At 29.4% G+C, this 20,288-nt stretch carries 11 protein-coding genes; 8 read left to right on the top strand and 3 right to left on the bottom strand.

The window, feature by feature from the left end:
• Positions 1-8 precede the first annotated feature (8 nt).
• The 3 genes from IPM32_16550 to IPM32_16560 are packed head-to-tail and all read right to left on the bottom strand — an operon-like array spanning position 9 to position 5,217.
• Positions 9-2,252 (bottom strand): alpha-L-fucosidase, encoded by a 2,244-nt coding sequence (locus tag IPM32_16550; protein ID MBK8946860.1) that lies wholly within the window; start codon positions 2,250-2,252, stop codon positions 9-11.
• 49 nt (positions 2,253-2,301) lie between these two features.
• Entirely contained in the window at positions 2,302-4,005 is a 1,704-nt protein-coding gene (locus IPM32_16555; protein ID MBK8946861.1) for a peptide-N-glycosidase, read from the bottom strand.
• Positions 4,006-4,032: 27 nt separating this feature from the next.
• Positions 4,033-5,217, bottom strand: a complete 1,185-nt coding sequence (locus tag IPM32_16560; GenBank protein MBK8946862.1) for a transglutaminase domain-containing protein — start codon at positions 5,215-5,217, stop codon at positions 4,033-4,035.
• Between the two features lie 442 nt (positions 5,218-5,659).
• Between IPM32_16560 and IPM32_16565 the strand changes: the two genes are divergently transcribed.
• The 8 genes from IPM32_16565 (at position 5,660) to IPM32_16600 (ending at position 20,273) form a co-directional block, all read left to right on the top strand.
• On the top strand, positions 5,660-7,954 hold the full coding sequence (locus IPM32_16565; GenBank protein ID MBK8946863.1) for a family 20 glycosylhydrolase: 2,295 nt from the start codon (positions 5,660-5,662) through the stop codon (positions 7,952-7,954).
• 16 nt (positions 7,955-7,970) lie between these two features.
• Positions 7,971-9,452: an alpha-L-fucosidase gene (locus tag IPM32_16570; GenBank protein MBK8946864.1), complete on the top strand. Its 1,482-nt coding sequence runs from the start codon at positions 7,971-7,973 to the stop codon at positions 9,450-9,452.
• A 33-nt stretch (positions 9,453-9,485) separates the two neighbouring features.
• Positions 9,486-10,964: an alpha-L-fucosidase gene (locus IPM32_16575; GenBank protein ID MBK8946865.1), complete on the top strand. Its 1,479-nt coding sequence runs from the start codon at positions 9,486-9,488 to the stop codon at positions 10,962-10,964.
• Positions 10,965-10,979: 15 nt separating this feature from the next.
• On the top strand, positions 10,980-12,308 hold the full coding sequence (locus tag IPM32_16580) for an alpha-L-fucosidase (GenBank protein MBK8946866.1): 1,329 nt from the start codon (positions 10,980-10,982) through the stop codon (positions 12,306-12,308).
• Positions 12,309-12,332: 24 nt separating this feature from the next.
• Positions 12,333-14,606, top strand: coding sequence for a DUF4838 domain-containing protein (locus tag IPM32_16585; protein ID MBK8946867.1), 2,274 nt, complete (start codon positions 12,333-12,335; stop codon positions 14,604-14,606).
• A 74-nt stretch (positions 14,607-14,680) separates the two neighbouring features.
• Positions 14,681-17,167 carry a chitobiase/beta-hexosaminidase C-terminal domain-containing protein gene (locus IPM32_16590; GenBank protein MBK8946868.1) on the top strand — a complete coding sequence of 829 codons (2,487 nt, stop codon included), beginning with the start codon at positions 14,681-14,683 and terminating at the stop codon, positions 17,165-17,167.
• Between the two features lie 36 nt (positions 17,168-17,203).
• Positions 17,204-18,667 carry a T9SS type A sorting domain-containing protein gene (locus IPM32_16595; protein MBK8946869.1) on the top strand — a complete coding sequence of 488 codons (1,464 nt, stop codon included), beginning with the start codon at positions 17,204-17,206 and terminating at the stop codon, positions 18,665-18,667.
• Positions 18,668-18,713: 46 nt separating this feature from the next.
• Positions 18,714-20,273, top strand: coding sequence for an arylsulfatase (locus IPM32_16600; protein MBK8946870.1), 1,560 nt, complete (start codon positions 18,714-18,716; stop codon positions 20,271-20,273).
• Positions 20,274-20,288 lie beyond the last annotated feature (15 nt).

Raw genomic sequence — 20,288 nt, forward strand, 5'->3', positions numbered from 1 at the left:
ATTTTGAATCATTTAGTAATAATTCCAATCTCTGCTGCAGAAGCCCAAGGATTTCCGTTAATTTCATTTATTGATTCAAGTTTGATAAATCGTGCATCAACATTTTGCTGAAATAAAATTTTTTGCTCAACCGGATTATTCTTTATATTGCTAAACTCACCTTGAATAATTTTATCCCAATTGCTTCCATCTAAACTTGTGTAAAAAATAAATTCTTTAATCGTTCCATTAATAATTTCTTTTCTTGGTAAATAAGAAAAACCTTTAATATTGATTTTTTCACCTAAATCAATTTCGATTGAATGCGGATGATCTGGAGAATTTGGTCGCCATTGTGTTATCCAATTTGTATTTTCATCATCATCAATTGCTTTATCTGCATGTTCATTATTATCATCTTGTTCACTGGATACAAAATGAACTTTCCATTTTGCTTTACAAATATCAAATTCCTTAGTTATAATATCACTGGCATTATTATCCGAATCGTAAGCAATTGCTTTAATCATTCCACCTTCCGGAAAATTGAATGTTTCACTAAATACTTTTGAATCATTATTTGGATTCTTCCCATCAATAGAATATTTAATAATTGGACCAGAGACTTCACAACTAATATTTACAAATCCATTTTTATCTCTTGAAATAATAGGATTCGTGACTGGAACTTTTTCAAAAAAAAGTTCAAAATTATTTATTGTTGGATTTAGTCTTGAGTTTAAAATTCTTATTCTTACTCTATCAGAATAAATATTTGAAGTTTTGCAAATTCTCTTGTAACCAACGGTTGTGCCATCTGATATTTTTACCCATTCATTATTTACAAGTGATTCGATTTCAAACGAAGATATTCTTTGTGAAAATTTTTGAATTTGCTCTTGGAATAAGATTCTGTTAAAATATTTCTTTTCGTTTAGTATTATTTCAACGTAAGGTTCCATATCATTTTCATTCGGTATCCAGCAAGTATTAGGATTATCGTCAATAATATTGATGGGTTTGTGATTATTATCAATGTTTGAAGAAGCAACAACAGAACTTCCTTTTGCCAAATTATTTGTGAAAGTTTCATTTAATCGTTTTCCAACTTTATTTAAAACTTGAACATCTCTATCGGAAAATAATCCTTTGTTATTCGGGGGAATGTTAAGAAGAAATACTGTGTTCCCTCCAACAGAACGGTACCAAATATCAATAATTTTTTGAGGAGATTTTACATATTGAGCTTCATCTCTCCAAAACCAACCTTCTCTAATTGATGTATTTGTTTCTGCCGGATACCAATGAAGAAAACCGTTATTTACAATTGCTTCCTTAATTTTATTTATTGATCCCAAATCATCATCTGTCATATCCGGCCAAGTCCAATTATTTTTTGAACCTAACATTGGAATTACTGACCATTCAGATTCTCTCGTTTCACCGGCTTCATTTCCACACCATCTAACATCCGGACCTTTGCCAAAAATTACTGCTTGTGGTGCAAGTTCACGAATTAATTCATACCAAGAATTATATGTATACTGTTGATTTCCTTTTGTTTTGGGATGTGCGCCATCAAACCAAACTTCATAAATTGGTCCATACTCAGTAAGCAATTCAAAAAGTTGATTCATAAAATATTCATTATAATCATCAACCATATATTTAAATGTTTTTTTATTTATAAATTCCTTTCCCGTTTTTCTTGGTATTATCCTTTCAGAATATTTACTGCCGTTTCCATATAAACCATTTTGATTTTCAATTTGATAAAGATCTGCTGGCGATAAATATACACCAAGTTTTAAATCATATTTTTTACAAGATTCTGCTAAATCTTTAAGAACATCTCCTTCACCATTCCGCCAAGTACTTGATTTTACTGAGTGATCAGTATATCGAGTTTGCCAAAGACAAAAACCATCATGATGTTTTACGGTAAGAATCACCAATTTCATTCCGGCAGATTTTATTGCTTCACACCATTGATCTGTATTTAGTTCAGTCGGATTAAATATTTTTGGATCTTCAAAACCGGTTCCCCATTCTCTTCCGGTAAATGTATTTACTCCAAAATGAATAAATGCTGTGAACTCATTTTGCTGCCATTCGTATTGGCGTTGATCCGGCAATACAGAAACAGCTTTTTGCAAAACTTCTGAATCTGTTAATGGAGTATTTTTATTCGATTGTGCAAATATGTTTGAAGAAATAATTATTAATGATAAAAATAAAGTGTTGAAATGTGTTTTATCAAATTGGTTTTTCATAATGCAAAATTTTATTTGTGATTTTTTTTTATTTAATTAACTCGATAAATCAATTTTTATATTTCCCAATCAAAACTCCGGATACATTCCATGAACTGAAACTTCCTCCTTCTTTTTCTCCAATTGGAATTGCAATTTTAAAAGTATGTTTTCCGGCTGATAAATTTGATAAATCTATTTCTACCGGAACTGTAACGGTTCCTGGACACCAATTCGATCTGCTTAAATCCGATGATGAAAGTCCATTTTCAAAATTTCCGGAAGAAGGATTTGATAATCTGAAAGTTCCGCAATCATCTCGCCACGGAATAAAACTATAAATTAATTTATCATCAATAAATATTTCATTTAATTTTTTATTAAATTCATCACCATTTTCCCAACCGCCATGACCTGTACTGGTAAATTTTAGTTTCATATTTTCTAATCCTACCGGAATATTAACTGAAACTTTCAGAGAATCATTGTGAAACATTGTTCCGTAATTCTGATCAGACATTTCCATAATGTTTACGGTATTAAATATTGATTTGATCCAAACATTTTCAGTTTTTTCACTCGGCACAAAAGATGGATAAATTTTAAAATTTACCGAAGCAACATGTCCGCCTTTATCATAATTACCAATAAATATTCCTACCCAAATTTCTTTTCCTTCATTTGGTAAAAGATCTGTTATTTCTCGCCTATAAATAATAGAATCAGCCCAATTATATCCTTCAATCTGTGTATAATCATTAAATTTTCTAACACCAAAAGGAGTGAAAAATCTCATTAGTTCAAGAGGAGGTTCATAATTTTTAGTTGAAATTACTCCTTGAAATTCATTACCATTTATATCTTTATAAATCGGAATTCTGTTAATTCCAAATTTTAATGCATCTAAAAAAGTTGTATCAGTTTCGTTTGGAATTATAAATAAACTTCCAACTCTATCGTAAGCATCGCCGTTTGACCATTGCGAAACTTCAGCAAATACAATATCACCGTTATTTAATTTTGGCAATAATAATTTTTTAAGAAGTACAGTGCCTTTGGAAAATCTGTAAGTTAAGTTTGCTTGGTCTAATTTGGGATTAACAATTGTATCACCAAAATTTATTTTTTGATGTTCAAAAATTGGAATTGTTTTAAATCTACTGTCTATTAATTTTCGTAAATATGTTTTATTATCAACTTCTCTTGCATTTTCTAAATTGTATTTCTTTTCATCTGTAGATAACTCGCGAAAATCAATTTTGCTTGCGAAGGTTTCATAATCATTATTTCTAATCACCTTAAGTACTAAACCTAATCCGGGAGCAATTGAAATAGTTGGAGTTCCTTTAATTTTCAATTCATCTGTGTACCAAACTTCTATTGTATTTGATTTAATTTTGAATATTGCTTTCTTACAATTATATCCTAATATATTTTCTGTTTCATTTGTTATAGTTCCTTCTTCATATTCCGAAAAAGATTTTCTGAAAATATATTTTTCATTATCACCAATTTTAAGAAGCTGCAATGTTTGTTTATTTTCCAAATCAAGAAATTGACTTTCCTTTTCTTTACTAATTCTTCCTTCCATTTTGTAACTAACAAATCCATCATCATAAAACATTTTTAATGAAACATTTTCGGCGAGTTTACTATTATTTCTGAAACTATATTCAACAACTGCTTTATTTAAATTTGTTTGAGAATAGATAAAAGAAGAAAATATGGAAAGTAAAAAAAAACTTTGCGTAAAGTATTTTAATTTTTGTTTCAAGATTGCCCCGTAATTATTTAGCAAAGATTATTTTTTTTCATCAAGTGTAATATTGGCAAACTGATATTTTGATTCATTTAAAATAATTTGCTTTTCAACTCTTTCGTAATTTGTTTCTGCAATAATTTTATACTTTGTATTTGGTAATAATTTTATAATTAAAAAATCATTAAAATCATGTTTCTCGTCTTTTGTAATTCCTTCCTCAACAATTTTATCTTCTAATAATATTTTAATATTTCCTTTAATTCTTTTTCCATTTGGTTTATCAAACAAACGAATCGCCAAAATTACTTTACCATCTTCCGCAACAGATTTGCTATATCTATTAGTAACAATATCCGCATAAACATATGTTGCCGTGCTATCAAAAAGTGGAGGGAAAATTACATCAGTCTTTTTAAATGATGCAGCATAAATACTATACTTCCATTCTGAATCATCCGAAGTTAATGCCCGTTCGCCAAACCAAGTTTTATTAAGAGGACTTTCTTCTTCTGCGCCAATAAAATGCCAACCGTTATCCCAAATTTCAACCCATGAGTGATTTCCAGATTGATCTTTCCATAATGGAACACCAACAAATCTTGCCGGAATTCCAACAGATCTGCAAGCATCAATTAAAATAATTGAAAGTCCGGTACAAGATGCAAGTCCCGCATCAATTGATTCATAAGGACTTTGATCAGCTTTTGGTCTTTTTGTTGAATAATGTACGTTAACAATATTCCAAATTTCTTTATTCAATTTTAGAGTAGCTTCTGAAGGTGAATTTAAATCTTTAATTAGCGGATAAAATTTATTGTGAAAATCTTCTCTCCAATTATCTCTTCTTTCATGAAGATTTGCATATGGTAAAATATAATTTAAAAATATATTCTTTGGAATTTCCTTTCCCCATTTAACTTGTTCCATCACCTTATATGAGAACTCTAAATTTGTTAACAAAAATTCAGAAGATAAATTTTGTAAATCTCTTTCCGGCATATTTTGCAAGAGAAATAATAATCCTTCTTTTTGATTTACCGGACAGTTTTCTATCGCCAATTTAATTTGAGTTGAATTTCCTTTTGAAATCTTTAGCAGATATTCTTCATTAAAAGAATTATTGATATTTGAAATTTCTAAATCTCTACTTGAACAATTTGCAATTAAAAATATGATTGAAATTCCAACTATTAGAAAATACAATTTTGATAAGTTCTTTTTCATTTTACAATTTATTTTATGATTAATAAAACAGAACCGGTAAGAATTTATTGCTTATTATAAGTATTTTTAAGTATCTTACTTACACGTGTAAGTAAACTTAAATAATATTCATCAAAAAAGATATGTTTTTAAAAAATCTTTTAAATTTTTATACGATTGGAATAAATTTTAAGTTTTATTGAAAGATTAAAATTCTACAAAAATCATTTAATTTTTTCACTTTTTTAATTCTGCATGCAAACAAGAATCTTAAAAAAAAGTAAAACATTTGTTGATCAAAATCTTACACGGAATTCACCTCTCAAAAATATTCGTGAACCAATAATTAAATTTGGAAATTTTTTATTTGATATGATTAGAATAATTTTTTCGCAGAAATTCATAGCATTTTTTGAACATTTATTCTAAATAATTTTTTTTTATTTAAGGAGATTTTAAATTGATGAAAAAAATAATTTTCGTAATTGGCATAAGTTTGGTATTTATTTCATGTCAAACAAATACAAAAAAAGATGTTAGTATTATTCCCGAACCAAAATCTGTTGAAGTACAAAATGGAGAATTCATAATTAATGACGAAACAAAATTGATTTATGATAATGAATTCGGAAATATTGATAACATCTTAACTTATGTTAATAATCATTTAACGAAAAGTTCTGGCGCTGAAATAAAAACAGCTGTTGGAAGTAACGTAAATGAAAATTCAATCTACTTTAAATTTGATAAGAATATCACAAATGAAGAAGGTTATCAGTTACAGTCAAATACTGATGGAATAACAATTTCAGCATCTTCAAATATTGGAATTTTTTATGGAGTTCAAACTTTATTGCAACTTTTACCAACTGAAATTTTTTCTCAAAGCAAAATTGACTTTGATTTAATTATACCATGTATAAATATTTCAGATGAACCAAGATTTAAATACAGAGGAGTTCACCTTGATGTTGGTAGACACTTCTTTACTAAAGAAGATATTAAAAAATATATTGATTATTTAGCGATGCATAAAATTAATAAATTCCATTGGCACTTGACTGAAGATCAAGGCTGGAGAATTGAAATTAAAAAATATCCAAAGTTAACTGAAATTGGTGCATGGCGAAAAGAATCAATGGGAGATGAAAAACCACATGGTGGTTTTTATACTCAAGAAGATGTAAAAGAAATAGTGAAATATGCACAAGATAGATTTATAACTATAATTCCGGAAATCGAAATGCCGGGACATTCACAAGCTGCATTAGCTGCATATCCTGAACTTTCGTGCACCGGCGGTCCTTTTGAAGTTGGGACAGTTTGGGGGGTTATAAAAGAAGTTTATTGCGCGGGAAATGAAAATACGTTTGAATTTCTTGAAGATGTTTTAACCGAAGTTATAGAGTTATTTCCAAGTGAATATATTCATATTGGTGGAGATGAATGTCCCAAAGAAAGATGGCATGAATGTAAAAAATGTCAATCAAGAATAAAAAGAGAAAATTTAAAAGATGAGCATGAATTGCAAAGTTATTTTATTACTAGAATCGAAAATTTTCTACTTACAAAAGGTAAAAAAATTATCGGATGGGATGAAATTCTGGAAGGAGGTTTAGCTCCACAAGCAACCGTAATGTCATGGAGAGGAATTGAAGGCGGAATTGCTGCTGCTAAACAAAATCATGATGTGATTATGACACCGGGTTCTCATTGTTATTTTGATCATTTCCAAGGTGACGCCGCTAATGAACCACATGCTTTTGGTAGTAAATTAACATTATCAAAAGTATACTCTTATGAACCAATTCCAGAGGAGTTAAGCCAAGATGAAGGTAAATACATTTTAGGCGCGCAAGCAAATTTATGGACGGAACAACTTCCCGAATTTAAAAATGTGGAATATATGTTACTGCCAAGAATTGCAGCTTTATCTGAAGTTGTTTGGACAACTAAAGATAAAAAAGACCTTGAAAATTTTATAAAAAAAATGGATAAGCAATTTGAACGATACGAATTTTTAAAAGTGAATTATGCAAAAAGTGCTTACAACGTAAACATTGGTACCGAGTTTAACGAAACTTCAAAAACTTTGATGGTTGCTATGAGTGCTGAAATTTCAAATGTTAATATCTTTTATACAAATGATGGAAGTGAGCCAAATGATAAATCGATCAAATATATTTCTCCTTTTATAATTGAAGAAAGCACAAAAATTAAAGCAGTATCTTATAAAAATAAAAATTTAATGAGTAAAACAACTGAAAAGGATATTAAAATTCATAAAGCATTTGGGAAAAATATTACACTAAAATTTCCATATTCGGAAAAATATACCGGAGGTGGCAAATATGCATTGGTTGATGGGCTAAACGGAACAAATTCATTTGCTGATTCGTTTTGGCAAGGATTTGAAGGTGATGATTTGGATGCTATAATTGATTTAGGCAATTCTACAAAAATCAGTTCTGTGGAAATGAATTTTAATCAAAATAATCATTCATGGGTTTTTCTACCAGAATTTGTTGAAATTTCATTTTCAAAAGATGGGGTAAATTTTAACAAACCAATTAAAATTTTAAATGATATTGATCCTAAATATGCGGGATCAATTAAAAAGAAATTTACCTCACAATTTAATATTGTTGAAGTAAATTATATTAAAGTTTATGCAAAAAATATTGGTAAATGTCCTGAGTGGCATTCCGGTGCTGGTGGAAAAGCATGGATATTTATTGATGAGGTAACGGTAAATTAAATCTTTAATATCGGAAATGAAAATAATTATTAAAACAACAATTTTAATTCTCGTCAGTTCACTTAATTTATGTGCCCAATTAGCTCATGAAATAACTGATTACGTTCAAGAATATGATCCGTTAGTTATACAAAAATTAGAGAATTGGCAAGATTTAAAATTTGGACTTCTAATGACTTGGGGACCATATTGTCAATGGGGAATTGTTGAATCTTGGTCTCTTTGTCCGGAAGATTATGAATGGTGTAATAGAACTTTTGGAAAAAATACTAATAATTATTTTGAGTATAAAAAAGAATATGAAAAATTAAAAACAACTTTTAATCCAGTTAAATTTGATCCTGATAAATGGGCTTTGGCTGCAAAGCATGCTGGGATGAAATACGTTATTGCAATGGCTAAACATCATGATGGCTTTTGCATGTTTGATACTAAAACAACAGATTACAAAATAACTGATTCAAATTGTCAATTCAGTTATAACCCTAAATCAAATATTTTAAAAGAGATTTTAAATTCATTCACAAATCAAAATTTCATGGCGGGAATTTATTTTTCCAAACCCGATTGGCATTCAGAATTTTATTGGGATCCATACTTCCCTCCTCTTGATAGAAATGTAAATTATGATCCGGAAATTTATCCCGATAAATGGAATAAATTTGTTGAATTTACTCATAATCAAATTTCAGAACTACTTACAGATTTTGGTAAAGTTGATATTCTTTGGTTAGACGGCGGTTGGGTTGCAGCTCAAAAAGATGATATTGAAAATTGGTATAAAGTAACTGTTAAAAATTCTCAGAGCGGGTTTTTAAAAAGTAAAATTGTAAGTCAAGATATAAAAATGAATGAACTTGTTGAGAAAGCTAGAAAACTTCAACCGGGATTGATTGTCGTGGATCGTGCAGTAAAAGGAAAAAATCAAAATTATCTTACTCCGGAAAATATCGTCCCAGAAAATGCATTGCCATATCCATGGGAATCATGTATAATTTCTGGCGGAGGTTGGTCTTGGGTATTCAATCCAACTTACAGATCTTCAAGAGAATTAGTTCACATTCTAATTGATATAGTTTGCAAAGGTGGCAATTTATTATTGAACATTGCTCCGAGTCCAGAAGGAACTTGGCACGACGAAGCTTATGAAAGACTTGATGAAATAGGCGATTGGATAAAAATAAATGGTGAAGCAATTTATGAAACAAGATCAATTAAACCTTACAAAGAATCAAATATTTGTTTTACTAATAAAAAAAATACAAAAACTGTTTATGCAATTTATCTAGCAGATGAAAATGATAAAAAACTTCCCTCGGAGATTTTTATTTCCTCTTTCATACCAAAAGCTGGTAGCAAAATAAATTTATTAGGATTCGATAAAGAAATAGTTTGGAAGAAAATTTCTAATGGAATAATTATTTCTGTTCCGAATGAAATTCAAAAAAAACTGAAAAGTGAATTTGCTTGGACTTTTAAGATAAATGAAATAGAATAAAAATATATTCATTAGCAGAAGGAGTAATTTAACATGAAAAAAATATTTTACCTTATTTTCATCACTTTGAGTTTAAATTTATTTGCTCAACTTGAACATGAAGTTACAGACTATGTTCCAGAAACTGATCCTTTGGTTTTAGAAAAACTTGAGCAATGGCAGGATTTAAAGTTTGGATTGTTAATGCATTGGGGAACTTACAGCCAATGGGGAATTGTTGAATCATGGTCAATCTGCCCCGAAGATTACGGTTGGTGCGAAAGAAAAAAAGGTAGCAACCCAAATATTTATTTTGAATATAAAAAAGAATATGAAAATCTTAAAACAACTTTTAATCCATCTAAATTTGATCCTGATAAATGGGCAAAAGCTGCAAAAGATGCCGGAATGAAATACGTGGTTTTTACAACCAAACATCATGATGGATTTAGCATGTTTGATACCAAGTATACGGATTACAAAATCACCTCAAAGGAAGTTCCATTTCATACAAATCCTAAAGCAAATGTTACAAAAGAAATCTTCAATTCATTCCGTAAAGAAGGATTATGGGCTGGAGCATATTTTTCTAAACCAGATTGGCATTGTGAATATTATTGGGATCCTTATTTTCCTCCACTTGATCGTAATGTAAATTATGATCCAGAACTTTATCCAGAAAAATGGCAAAAGTATGTTGATTTTACTCATAATCAAATTTTAGAATTATTAACAGATTACGGAAAAGTTGATATTCTTTGGCTTGATGGCGGTTGGGTAGCAAAACAAAAAAATGATATTCAAGATTGGTATGCAAGTAATGTAAAAAATTCACCAAGCGGATTTCTAAAAAGTAAAATTGTAAATCAAGATATAAAAATGGATGAACTTGTTGAGAAAGCAAGAAAACTTCAACCTGGATTGATAGTTGTTGATCGTGCAGTAAAAGGGAAAAACCAAAATTATCTTACACCGGAAAACACAGTTCCAAAACAATCACTCCCCTACCCATGGGAATCATGTATTATTGCTGGCGGAGGTTGGGGTTGGGTTTTTGATCCACAATACAAACCATCTCATGATTTAGTTCATATGCTAGTTGATATTGTGTGTAAAGGCGGAAATCTTTTATTAAATATTGGTCCTAGCCCGGAAGGTATCTGGCCAGATGCTGCTTATGATAGATTAAAAAATATCGGCGATTGGATGAAAGTCAATAGCGAAGCCATTTATGGAACTCGAGCAATTGCACCATTTAAAGAATCTAAAATTTGCTATACAAATAAAAAGAATACAAACACAGTTTATGCAATTTATATGGCTGATAAAGATGAAAAAACTATTCCATCTGAAATTTTCATTTCTTCATTTACTCCAAAAGAAGGTAGCAAAATTAATTTATTAGGTTCGAATAGAGATTTAAAGTGGGAAAAAATTGCCAATGGAATTTTAATTTCAGTACCAAAAGAAATTCAAAATAATCCAACTTGTGATTTTGCTTGGACTTTTAAGATAAACGAAATTGAAAAATAAATTAAAGGTAAAAAGATGAAAAAATTTCTAATAATATTTTTCACACTTTTGGTAGTTCGATATAACGCACAAAATTTAGATTCGCTACATCAAGCAAAAATGGAATGGTTCAAAGATGCTAAGCTTGGAATTTTTATACATTGGGGAATTTACGCAGTTAACGGAATTTCTGAATCATGGTCATTTTTTAATGGAAGAATTTCACACGAAGATTATTTAAAACAAGTTGATGGATTCAATGCAGAAAAATATGATCCGGAATTTTGGGCAAAATTAATTAAAGACAGTGGAGCAAAGTATTCTGTAATCACTTCGCGTCACCATGATGGATTTTCTTTATGGGATACAAAATTCGGCAATTTAAATTCAGTGAAAAATTCAGCAGCAAAAAAAGATGTTCTTACTCCTTTTGTAAATGCTTTAAGAAAAAATAATTTGAAAGTGGGACTTTATTATTCACTACCGGATTGGTCGCATGAAGATTATACAGATTTTACAAGAGAAGTTAAAAGATATAAAATAAGTGATGAACCAAAACGTTGGAATGAATTTTTAGATTATTACCAAGGACAATTAGTTGAGTTACAGAATAAATATAATCCGGATGTTTGGTGGTTCGATGGCGACTGGGAACATAATGGAGAAGAATGGCAAGCTGATAAGGTTCGCAAAATGTTACTTGATAAAAATCCCAATGCAATTATAAATTCACGATTGCAAGGACGCGGCGATTATGATACTCCGGAACAAGGTCCACCGGTAGTTCGTCCCGAATCAAAATATTGGGAATTATGTTATACAATGAATGATTCTTGGGGCTATCAGCAAAATGATAAAGATTATAAAACTCCACAGCAATTATTAGATGTTTTTGTTGATTGTATAAGTCAAGGCGGAAATCTTCTTTTGGATATTGGGCCAAAAGCCGATGGAACAATTCCGGATGAGCAAATACATATTTTAAAAGAATTTGCTGACTGGACATCAAAACATAAAGATGCAATATATGGAACTCGCCAAGGTATTCCTTATGACCATTTTTACGGACCTACAGCATTATCAAAAGATAAAAAAATTCTTTACCTATTTGTAAAGGGAAACACCAACGGACAAATTGCATTAAAGGGTGTAAAAAATAGAATAAATTCAATTTGGGTTGTTGGAAATGGTACGGCGTTAAATCATAAAACCGTAAGTAAAGTATATTGGAATGATTATCCAGGAATTACATTTATTGATTTGCCAGAAAATGTTTTGGATAAATATTATACAGTTATCGGAGTTTTGTTAGAAGGTGAAATTGATCTGTACCGAAAAGTAGTTGGTGCAATTGAAAGCAATTAGAATTGAATAAACAAAGGTTTAATAATGAAAAATAATTGTTATGTTTTTGTAATTTCGATTTTATTTATTGCAATTATATCCGGATGCAAATCGGAGATTGAGTTAGTTGAAAATAATTCGTCAAAATACAATATTGTAATTTCTGAAAATGCAAATGACATTGAAAAACATTCAGCCGAAGAACTTCAAAAGTATATTAAGGAAATTTCTGATGTAGAATTGAAAATTGTTGCGGATAATATTGAAGAAAATGATTATGAAATTTTAATTGGTAATACCAATAGAATAAAAAATCTCGAAATTAAAAATATTGATTCTCTTGGTCTTGATGGATTCTCAATAAAAACTTTTGATAATAAAATTGTAATTCTCGGCGGAAAGAAAAAAGGAACATTATACGGAGTTTATACATTTTTAGATAATATTCTAGGTTGTAAAATGTATACGCCGGATGCAATTGAAATTCCGAAAAATGAAACTATCACAATTCCGGAAATTTCTATTACGGAAGTTCCAAAAATAATTTATAGAGAATTACATTTACCATCTGCAAGATCATCTCAACTATTTTGTGATTGGCACAAGTTGCATCATGTTTCGGAAAGAAATAAAAATTATGGTTCATTTGTTCATACTTTTGAAAATTTGATTCCCTCGGATAAATATTTCAAAACAAATCCGGAATACTTTTCAGAGATTAATGGAATAAGAATTCCGCATCAACAATTGTGTTTAACAAATCCAAATGTCTTTAAAATTGTTATTGAAGAATTAAAAAGAAAGATGGCAGAAAAACCGGAAGCTGAAGTTTGGGATGTTTCGCAGAATGATAATTTTGGTGTTTGTATGTGTCAGAATTGTTCAAATGCAGATTCAATTTATCAAAGTCCAGCTGGAACAATGATTGAATTTGTAAACAAAGTTGCAAGAGAATTTCCTAATAAGACAATTTCAACTTTAGCATATCAATACACAAGAAAAGCACCAATAGGAATTAAGCCCGAGCCAAATGTAATGGTTGTTCTTTGTACAATTGAATGTGATAGAAGTAAACCGATTGCAGAAAACAAAAATGATCTTTTCAATAGAGATATACAAGAATGGAGTAAGTTAACAAATAATATAAAAATTTGGGATTATGTTGTTCAATTTTCAAGCTACACTGATCCTTTCCCTAATTTTCATGTGCTTCAGCCAAATGTAAAAATGTTTGTTGATCATGGTGTAAAATATTTATTTGAACAAGGAAGTGGTGATTCATGGAGTGATTTTCATGATTTAAAAGCATATGTATTAGCAGAGTTAATGTGGAATCCGGATGTTGATGTTAATGCAATAATGAATGAATATTTCGATGGTTATTTTGGAAATGCATCATCCAGCATTAAAGAATATTTTAATTTGATTCAAACTAATTTAATTGCTTCCGGCGATCATCTGATTATATATGGTTATCCATCAACCGGGAAAGCAAGTTATCTAAAACCAGAATTACTAGAAAAGTATTCTAAAATTTTAGATGATGCCGAAAACGCAGTAAAAGATAATCAGAAATATTTAAATAGAATAAAAACTGCTAGACTACCGCTGGACTATGCAATATTAGAACTTTCCAAATTAAATGTATCCAAAAAATATTCAATTTTCGAAATCAATAATAATACCGTTTCGGTTAAACAAGAAATGAAAGAAAGACTTATCAATTTTGTTGAAACTGCAAAAACTTCTGGAATAAAAGCTTTGCATGAAAGAGGAACTTCTCCCGATGAATATTATTCTTCAATGCAAAAATATTTTAATGATGGTTTTACGATTCACAAAGCTTATAAAAAAAATGTAAATGTATTAAGTAAAATTCATCCAAATTATTTGGTAAAAGGAAATGAAACTTTAACTGATGGAACAATTGGCGAAGCGAATTATTTTTTTAACTGGCTTGGTTTTGAAGAAAATGAATTTGAAGCAATTGTTGATCTTGAAGAATCGACAATTATTAATTCAATTAGGACGAATTTTTTACAAGAAATTAAATCATGGATTTGGCTTCCAAAATCAGTTGAATATTTTATTTCCGATGACAATGTTAATTTCAAAAAAATCGGAGAAGTTAAAAATAAAATAGATGAACATACGGATGGAATTTTTACGGAATCATTTTCTTTAACTGTCAAAAATGCTAAAGCAAGATTTATAAAAGTTAAAACACAAAGTTTGATCAATTGTCCACGATGGCATATTGGTTATAATAATGGGAAAGGTAAAGCTTTTTTATTTGTTGATGAAATTATTGTAAACTAAAAAGTAATAAACCAAATTAGGAATGTATAAAATTAATTTATCATGATTATTTTTAAACTAAAAACAATTACAATATGAAAAATATATTTTTCATTCTTTTAATTTTTACAGCAATTTTTCTAAATAAGATTATTGCACAAAATTCTTGGAAACCGGTTGAAGGAAATATTAAAACAAGATGGGCAAAGGATGTTGATCCAAACAATCCTCATCCGGAATACCCCAGACCAAATTTGATTAGAGAGGATTGGATAAATTTAAATGGATTATGGAATTATGAGCTAACCGGTTTAAATGAAAATCCTAATACATTTAATCAACAGATTCTTGTCCCCTTCCCAATTGAATCATCACTTTCCGGAGTTAAAAAATCTGTTAATGATTCAACTTTACTTTGGTATAAAAGAAATTTTTCTATTCCTTCCTATTGGAATGGGAAAAATATTCTCTTACATTTTGAAGCAGTTGACTGGCAGACAAAAGTTTGGATAAATGATAAATTTGCTGGAGAACATAAAGGCGGTTATGATCCTTTCAGCTTTGACATTACTGAATATCTAAATGATCAAGGAGAACAGACTTTAATGATTTCTGTTTGGGATCCAACAGATATTGGAACTCAACCATGCGGTAAACAAGTTCAAAATCCGGGGGGAATTTTTTATACATCAACTACTGGAATTTGGCAAACTGTTTGGCTTGAACCAGTAAAAGAAATATATATAAAAGAATATTTTGCAACACCGGATATTGATAATCAAATAATAAAACTAAAAGTTAATGCCAACAGCAAAAGTCTGAATACACAATTAATAATTTCCGTAAAAGAAAATAAAAAGATTATTCAAACTTATTCTGGTTCATATCAAGATTCTCTAGAATTTAAAATCGATCAGCCAATTCTTTGGTCACCAGAAAATCCATTTTTATATGATTTAGAAATTTCATTATTAAATAATAATCAAATTATTGATCAAATCTTTGGTTACTTTGGAATGAGAAAAATCTCACTAGAAAAAGATTCATTGGGCAGACCAAAAATGTTTCTGAATAATAAATTTGTTTTTCAAAATGGACCACTTGACCAAGGTTTTTGGCCGGATGGAATTTATACAGCACCAACAGATGAAGCATTAAAATCAGATATTGAAATTACTAAAGAACTTGGTTTTAATATGCTGCGTAAACATGTAAAAGTTGAATCACGAAGATTTTATTATTGGTGTGATAAACTAGGTATTTTAGTTTGGCAAGATATGCCGTCTGGCGATAAGAAAATTTCTCCGGAAGAATCTGATCTTATTCGATCTGATGAATCAGCAAATCAATATGAATTTGAACTGGAAAAATTAATTTCTACTCGCTTTAACAATCCTAGTGTAATTATGTGGGTTCCATTTAACGAAGGATGGGGTCAGTTTGATACAGAGAGAATTACAAAAAAAATCAAAAGTTTAGATCCATCGCGATTGGTAAATAATACAAGTGGATGGAGCGATCGAAATGTTGGAGATATTTACGATATTCACAGTTATCCTGCACCAAGAATGCCGGAAGCGCAAAACGATAGAGCTATTGTAATTGGTGAATTTGGCGGAATGGGATTAAGAATTGCTGATCATACTTGGACGAATGAAAATTGGGGTTATGTTTCATTTACTGATCCCGATGAATTATTATTTAATTATGAAAAATTTTATTCGGATATATGGAATTATGCAAAAGATTCCGCACTTAGTGCAGTGGTTTATACGCAAACAACAGATGTTGAAACTGAAGTGAATGGACTTTTAAGTTATGATCGAGAAATTATCAAATTAAATAAAACTGCTCTGAAAAATATTAATACCGGTAATTTTATAAATTCACCAATGATTAAACCTAATGGTGGACTTTTTAATATTGGTGATAAAGTTGAAATACTTCATGATGATGATAATTCAATTTATTATACATTAGATGGAAGTGAACCAAATTTAAATTCCTACAAATACATTCATCCAATTGAATTAAATTCTGATGTAACGATTAAAACTAAAGCAATTTTAAATGAAAAAGAAAGCAGAACTGTTAAAGCTGATTTTAAATTAACAAAATTAAAACGTCCAAAATATTTTACATCATTTAGTAATAAATATAGAGCCAATGGAGATTTTGCTCTTATTGATGGAAAATTAGGAACCGAACTTTACTCGGACGGTAATTGGCAAGGGTTTGAAGGAAATGATGTTGAAATTATTTTCGAAATTAATTGGATCAAAAAAATAAATTACGTTTCAATAAATTTTCTTGAAGATTTGGATAAATGGATTTTCTTACCACAATTTGTAAATCTGCAAATTTCAGAAGATGGGATTAATTTTACAACAATCAATAAATTAGAAATTGACCAACCAACGAATTATAGAAATCCATTTATTAAAAATATATCATTCAAAACAAACGGAAGGAAATTTAATTTTATCAAACTTGTTGCAAAAAATATTAAGACAATTCCGGAATGGCATAAAGGCAAAAATCATGATGCATGGATTTTTATTGATGAAATAAGTTTTAACTAATTCAAATATTTTACTAACAAAAATTTACTACTATTTATGAAAAATTTTATTTTATTCTTATTCATATTCACTTCAAGTATTATTTATTCTTTACCAAAAAAAATTATAACAATTACAGAAAATGAAAAATCAGAAATAATTATTTCTGTTGATCCGCAAATGCATATCGATTATGGATTTCAATTTCCGTTAACGTATAAATTTTCAGTTTCTGATATTTCAAATGGAATTAAAATTTATAATAAATTTTCAATTCCAGAAAATTGGGATTCATTAGAAAGTATTTCATTAGATTATTACAATCACCATGAAACTGTGCGAATTGATTCTGTTAACAATTTAGTTTTTGTTTCGGTTGGATTTAAAAGTTATTCAGATTCAATTTTTCTAAAAGCTGAAAACAATTTTAACGAAAATTTAATTTTAACATTTCAAGAAATCACAAAATTTTATGATAATAGAGAAGCAGCAATTACTGCAAGTGCAGATGACATGGCTGGCTGGAGTCAAAATAAATTTAATGTAACAATCTCAAATTTTCTTCAATATAATTTATATTTAACATTGGCAATGAATACAAACGGAATGAGCAAAGACACATATAATTTTGTTCAAAATAAACTTAACACCGGATTTATTGAAGCCGGAGTCCATACAAGAACACATCCCGGTTGGGCAGCTTATGGAGATTATGATTCAGAAATAACCGGTTGTAAAAATGATATAATAAATAATTTGGAAATGCCTGAATTGTACAGAAGTGGTGACAGAGAATATGTTTACAGTTTTATAGCACCAAACGGATATTTTGATGAAATAATAGATTCGCTTATTGGACAAAATAAAATGTTAGTAAACAGACTTTATCATAATAATTTTTTTGATGACTTTGCCGAATGGAATGATGAATCCGAAACTTATTTTCCATTTACAGTTACAAGAGCTTTTGATCCACCAGCTTCTCAACTCGGCTGGGGAATTGGCACAAACGATATAAATAATTTAAATAGTAAGTTTGATGAAGTAACAGCGAAAGGCGGTGTTTATCATTTAATGTGTCACCCAAATGTAATGGAATGGGATAAGACTTACCCATGGGAACATTTAGAACATATTAGTAACAGAACAAATTTTTGGTATGTAACTTTGGGACACTTATACTTATATCATTTAGCACAAGATAATTATGTTTATGAAAATTTAGTTGATATAAATGAGGAAAAATTATTATCAACAAATTTTACATTATATCAAAATTATCCTAATCCATTTAATCCAACTACCAAAATAAAATTTGTAGTTCCGGAAAATTATTCAAATGTAAATTTGAAAGTTTTCGATGTTCTTGGAAGAGAAATTGCAACTTTATTAAATGAAAATAAATCAGCTGGAATTTACGATGTTGAATTTAATGCAAAAAATTTAAACTCCGGAATTTACATTTATAAACTGCAAGTAAACTCAAATTTAGCTTATAAAAAAATGACTTATTTAAAATAATTTTGATAATAGTTTATCTTAACTTAAATAAATGTAATCTATATCGATGAAATTATTTAGAATAAAACTTTCAGCAATTATTATTACTTCGGTAACTTTTTTAACAAATTTTAAATACCTTGCACAAGAAGAAAATATAACCAGAAACAAAAATAAACCGAATATTATTTTAATTCTTGCTGATGATCTTGGTTACGGAGAATTGGGTGTATTTGGTCAGCAGAAAATTGAAACTCCTAATATTGATAAACTTGCAAAAAGCGGTATTAAATTTACTCAGTTTTATTCTGGTTCAGCAGTTTGTGCACCTTCCCGATGTGCACTTTTAACTGGTCATCACACCGGCCATTCGTACATAAGAGGAAATGATGAATGGGAAGAAAGAGGTGATGTTTGGGATTTTACAAAAGTCGTTGAAGATGCAAATTTGGAGGGACAAAGACCAATTCCGGATTCAATTCCCACATTAAGTCTACTGCTTAAAAACAGTGGATACAAAACTGCTTTAATTGGCAAATGGGGATTGGGTGCTCCCCTTTCAGATGGAATTCCTAACAATCTCGGATTTGATTTTTTCTATGGTTACAATTGTCAAAGACAAGCTCACACATATTATCCAAAACATTTATGGCGAAATAAAGAAAAAGAATTGTTAAGTAATAAATTAATTCCTCCACATCAAAAGATTAATGATAATGCCGATCCATATGATTTACAGAGTTATTCTGATTTTAATTTAATTGATTATGCTCCAGAGTTAATGCAAAAGGAAGCAATAAAATTCATAAATGAAAATAAAAAGGAATCATTCTTTCTTTATTATGCTTCAAATATTCCGCATGTTGCATTACAAGCTCCACAAAAATGGATTGATTATTACGTTAAAAAGTTTGAATATGAAAAACCATATGATGGAAGTACCGGATATTTTCCTTCGCGGTATCCACATGCAACATACGCTGCCATGATTTCATATTTGGATGAACAAGTCGGTGAAATAATTTCTGAACTAAAGAAATTAGAGATTTATGAAAATACATTAATTATTTTCACAAGCGATAATGGTGCTTCTTTTGCTGGAGGAGCTGATCCAACCTTTTTTAACAGTGGCGGTATTTTTAATAGTGAGTATGGAAGAGGTAAAGGATTTTTATACGAAGCCGGAATAAGAGTTCCATTTATTGCTTCTTGGCCAAATAAAATTAAAACAAATTCACAATCAGATCACATTTCTGCATTTTGGGATATATTGCCAACTTTGTGTGATATACAAAATATTCCAACTCCAAAAAATATTGATGGTAATAGTTTTATGCCTACATTGTTTGGGAAAAAACAAGAACAGCCAAATTATCTCTATTTTGAAATTCCGGAGTATGGTGGTCAACAAGCTGTTAGATTGGGAAATTACAAAGCAGTTAGAAAAGATATAAAAAATGGAAATATGAAAATTGAACTTTATGATTTGAGTAACGATATAAGAGAAGAAAACAATATTGCAGATATAAATTTGGAAATTGTAAAACAAGTTGAAAATATTATGAGAGTTGAACATGTTTCTCCTAGTTTAGAGAAATTTAAAATGAAAACACTTGGGGATAATTAATTTGTTAAATCATTC

The sequence above is a fragment of the Ignavibacteriota bacterium genome (assembly GCA_016716225.1).
In the GTDB taxonomy this organism is placed as follows: Bacteria; Bacteroidota; Ignavibacteria; order Ignavibacteriales; family Melioribacteraceae.

Coding starts and splice junctions, on each gene's coding strand:
- IPM32_16550 (MBK8946860.1), bottom strand. CDS start 2,252: ATGAAAAACCAATTTGATAAAACACATTTCAACACTTTATTTTTATCA.
- IPM32_16560 (MBK8946862.1), bottom strand. CDS start 5,217: ATGAAAAAGAACTTATCAAAATTGTATTTTCTAATAGTTGGAATTTCA.
- IPM32_16565 (MBK8946863.1), top strand. CDS start 5,660: ATGAAAAAAATAATTTTCGTAATTGGCATAAGTTTGGTATTTATTTCA.
- IPM32_16570 (MBK8946864.1), top strand. CDS start 7,971: ATGAAAATAATTATTAAAACAACAATTTTAATTCTCGTCAGTTCACTT.
- IPM32_16575 (MBK8946865.1), top strand. CDS start 9,486: ATGAAAAAAATATTTTACCTTATTTTCATCACTTTGAGTTTAAATTTA.
- IPM32_16580 (MBK8946866.1), top strand. CDS start 10,980: ATGAAAAAATTTCTAATAATATTTTTCACACTTTTGGTAGTTCGATAT.
- IPM32_16585 (MBK8946867.1), top strand. CDS start 12,333: ATGAAAAATAATTGTTATGTTTTTGTAATTTCGATTTTATTTATTGCA.
- IPM32_16590 (MBK8946868.1), top strand. CDS start 14,681: ATGAAAAATATATTTTTCATTCTTTTAATTTTTACAGCAATTTTTCTA.
- IPM32_16595 (MBK8946869.1), top strand. CDS start 17,204: ATGAAAAATTTTATTTTATTCTTATTCATATTCACTTCAAGTATTATT.
- IPM32_16600 (MBK8946870.1), top strand. CDS start 18,714: ATGAAATTATTTAGAATAAAACTTTCAGCAATTATTATTACTTCGGTA.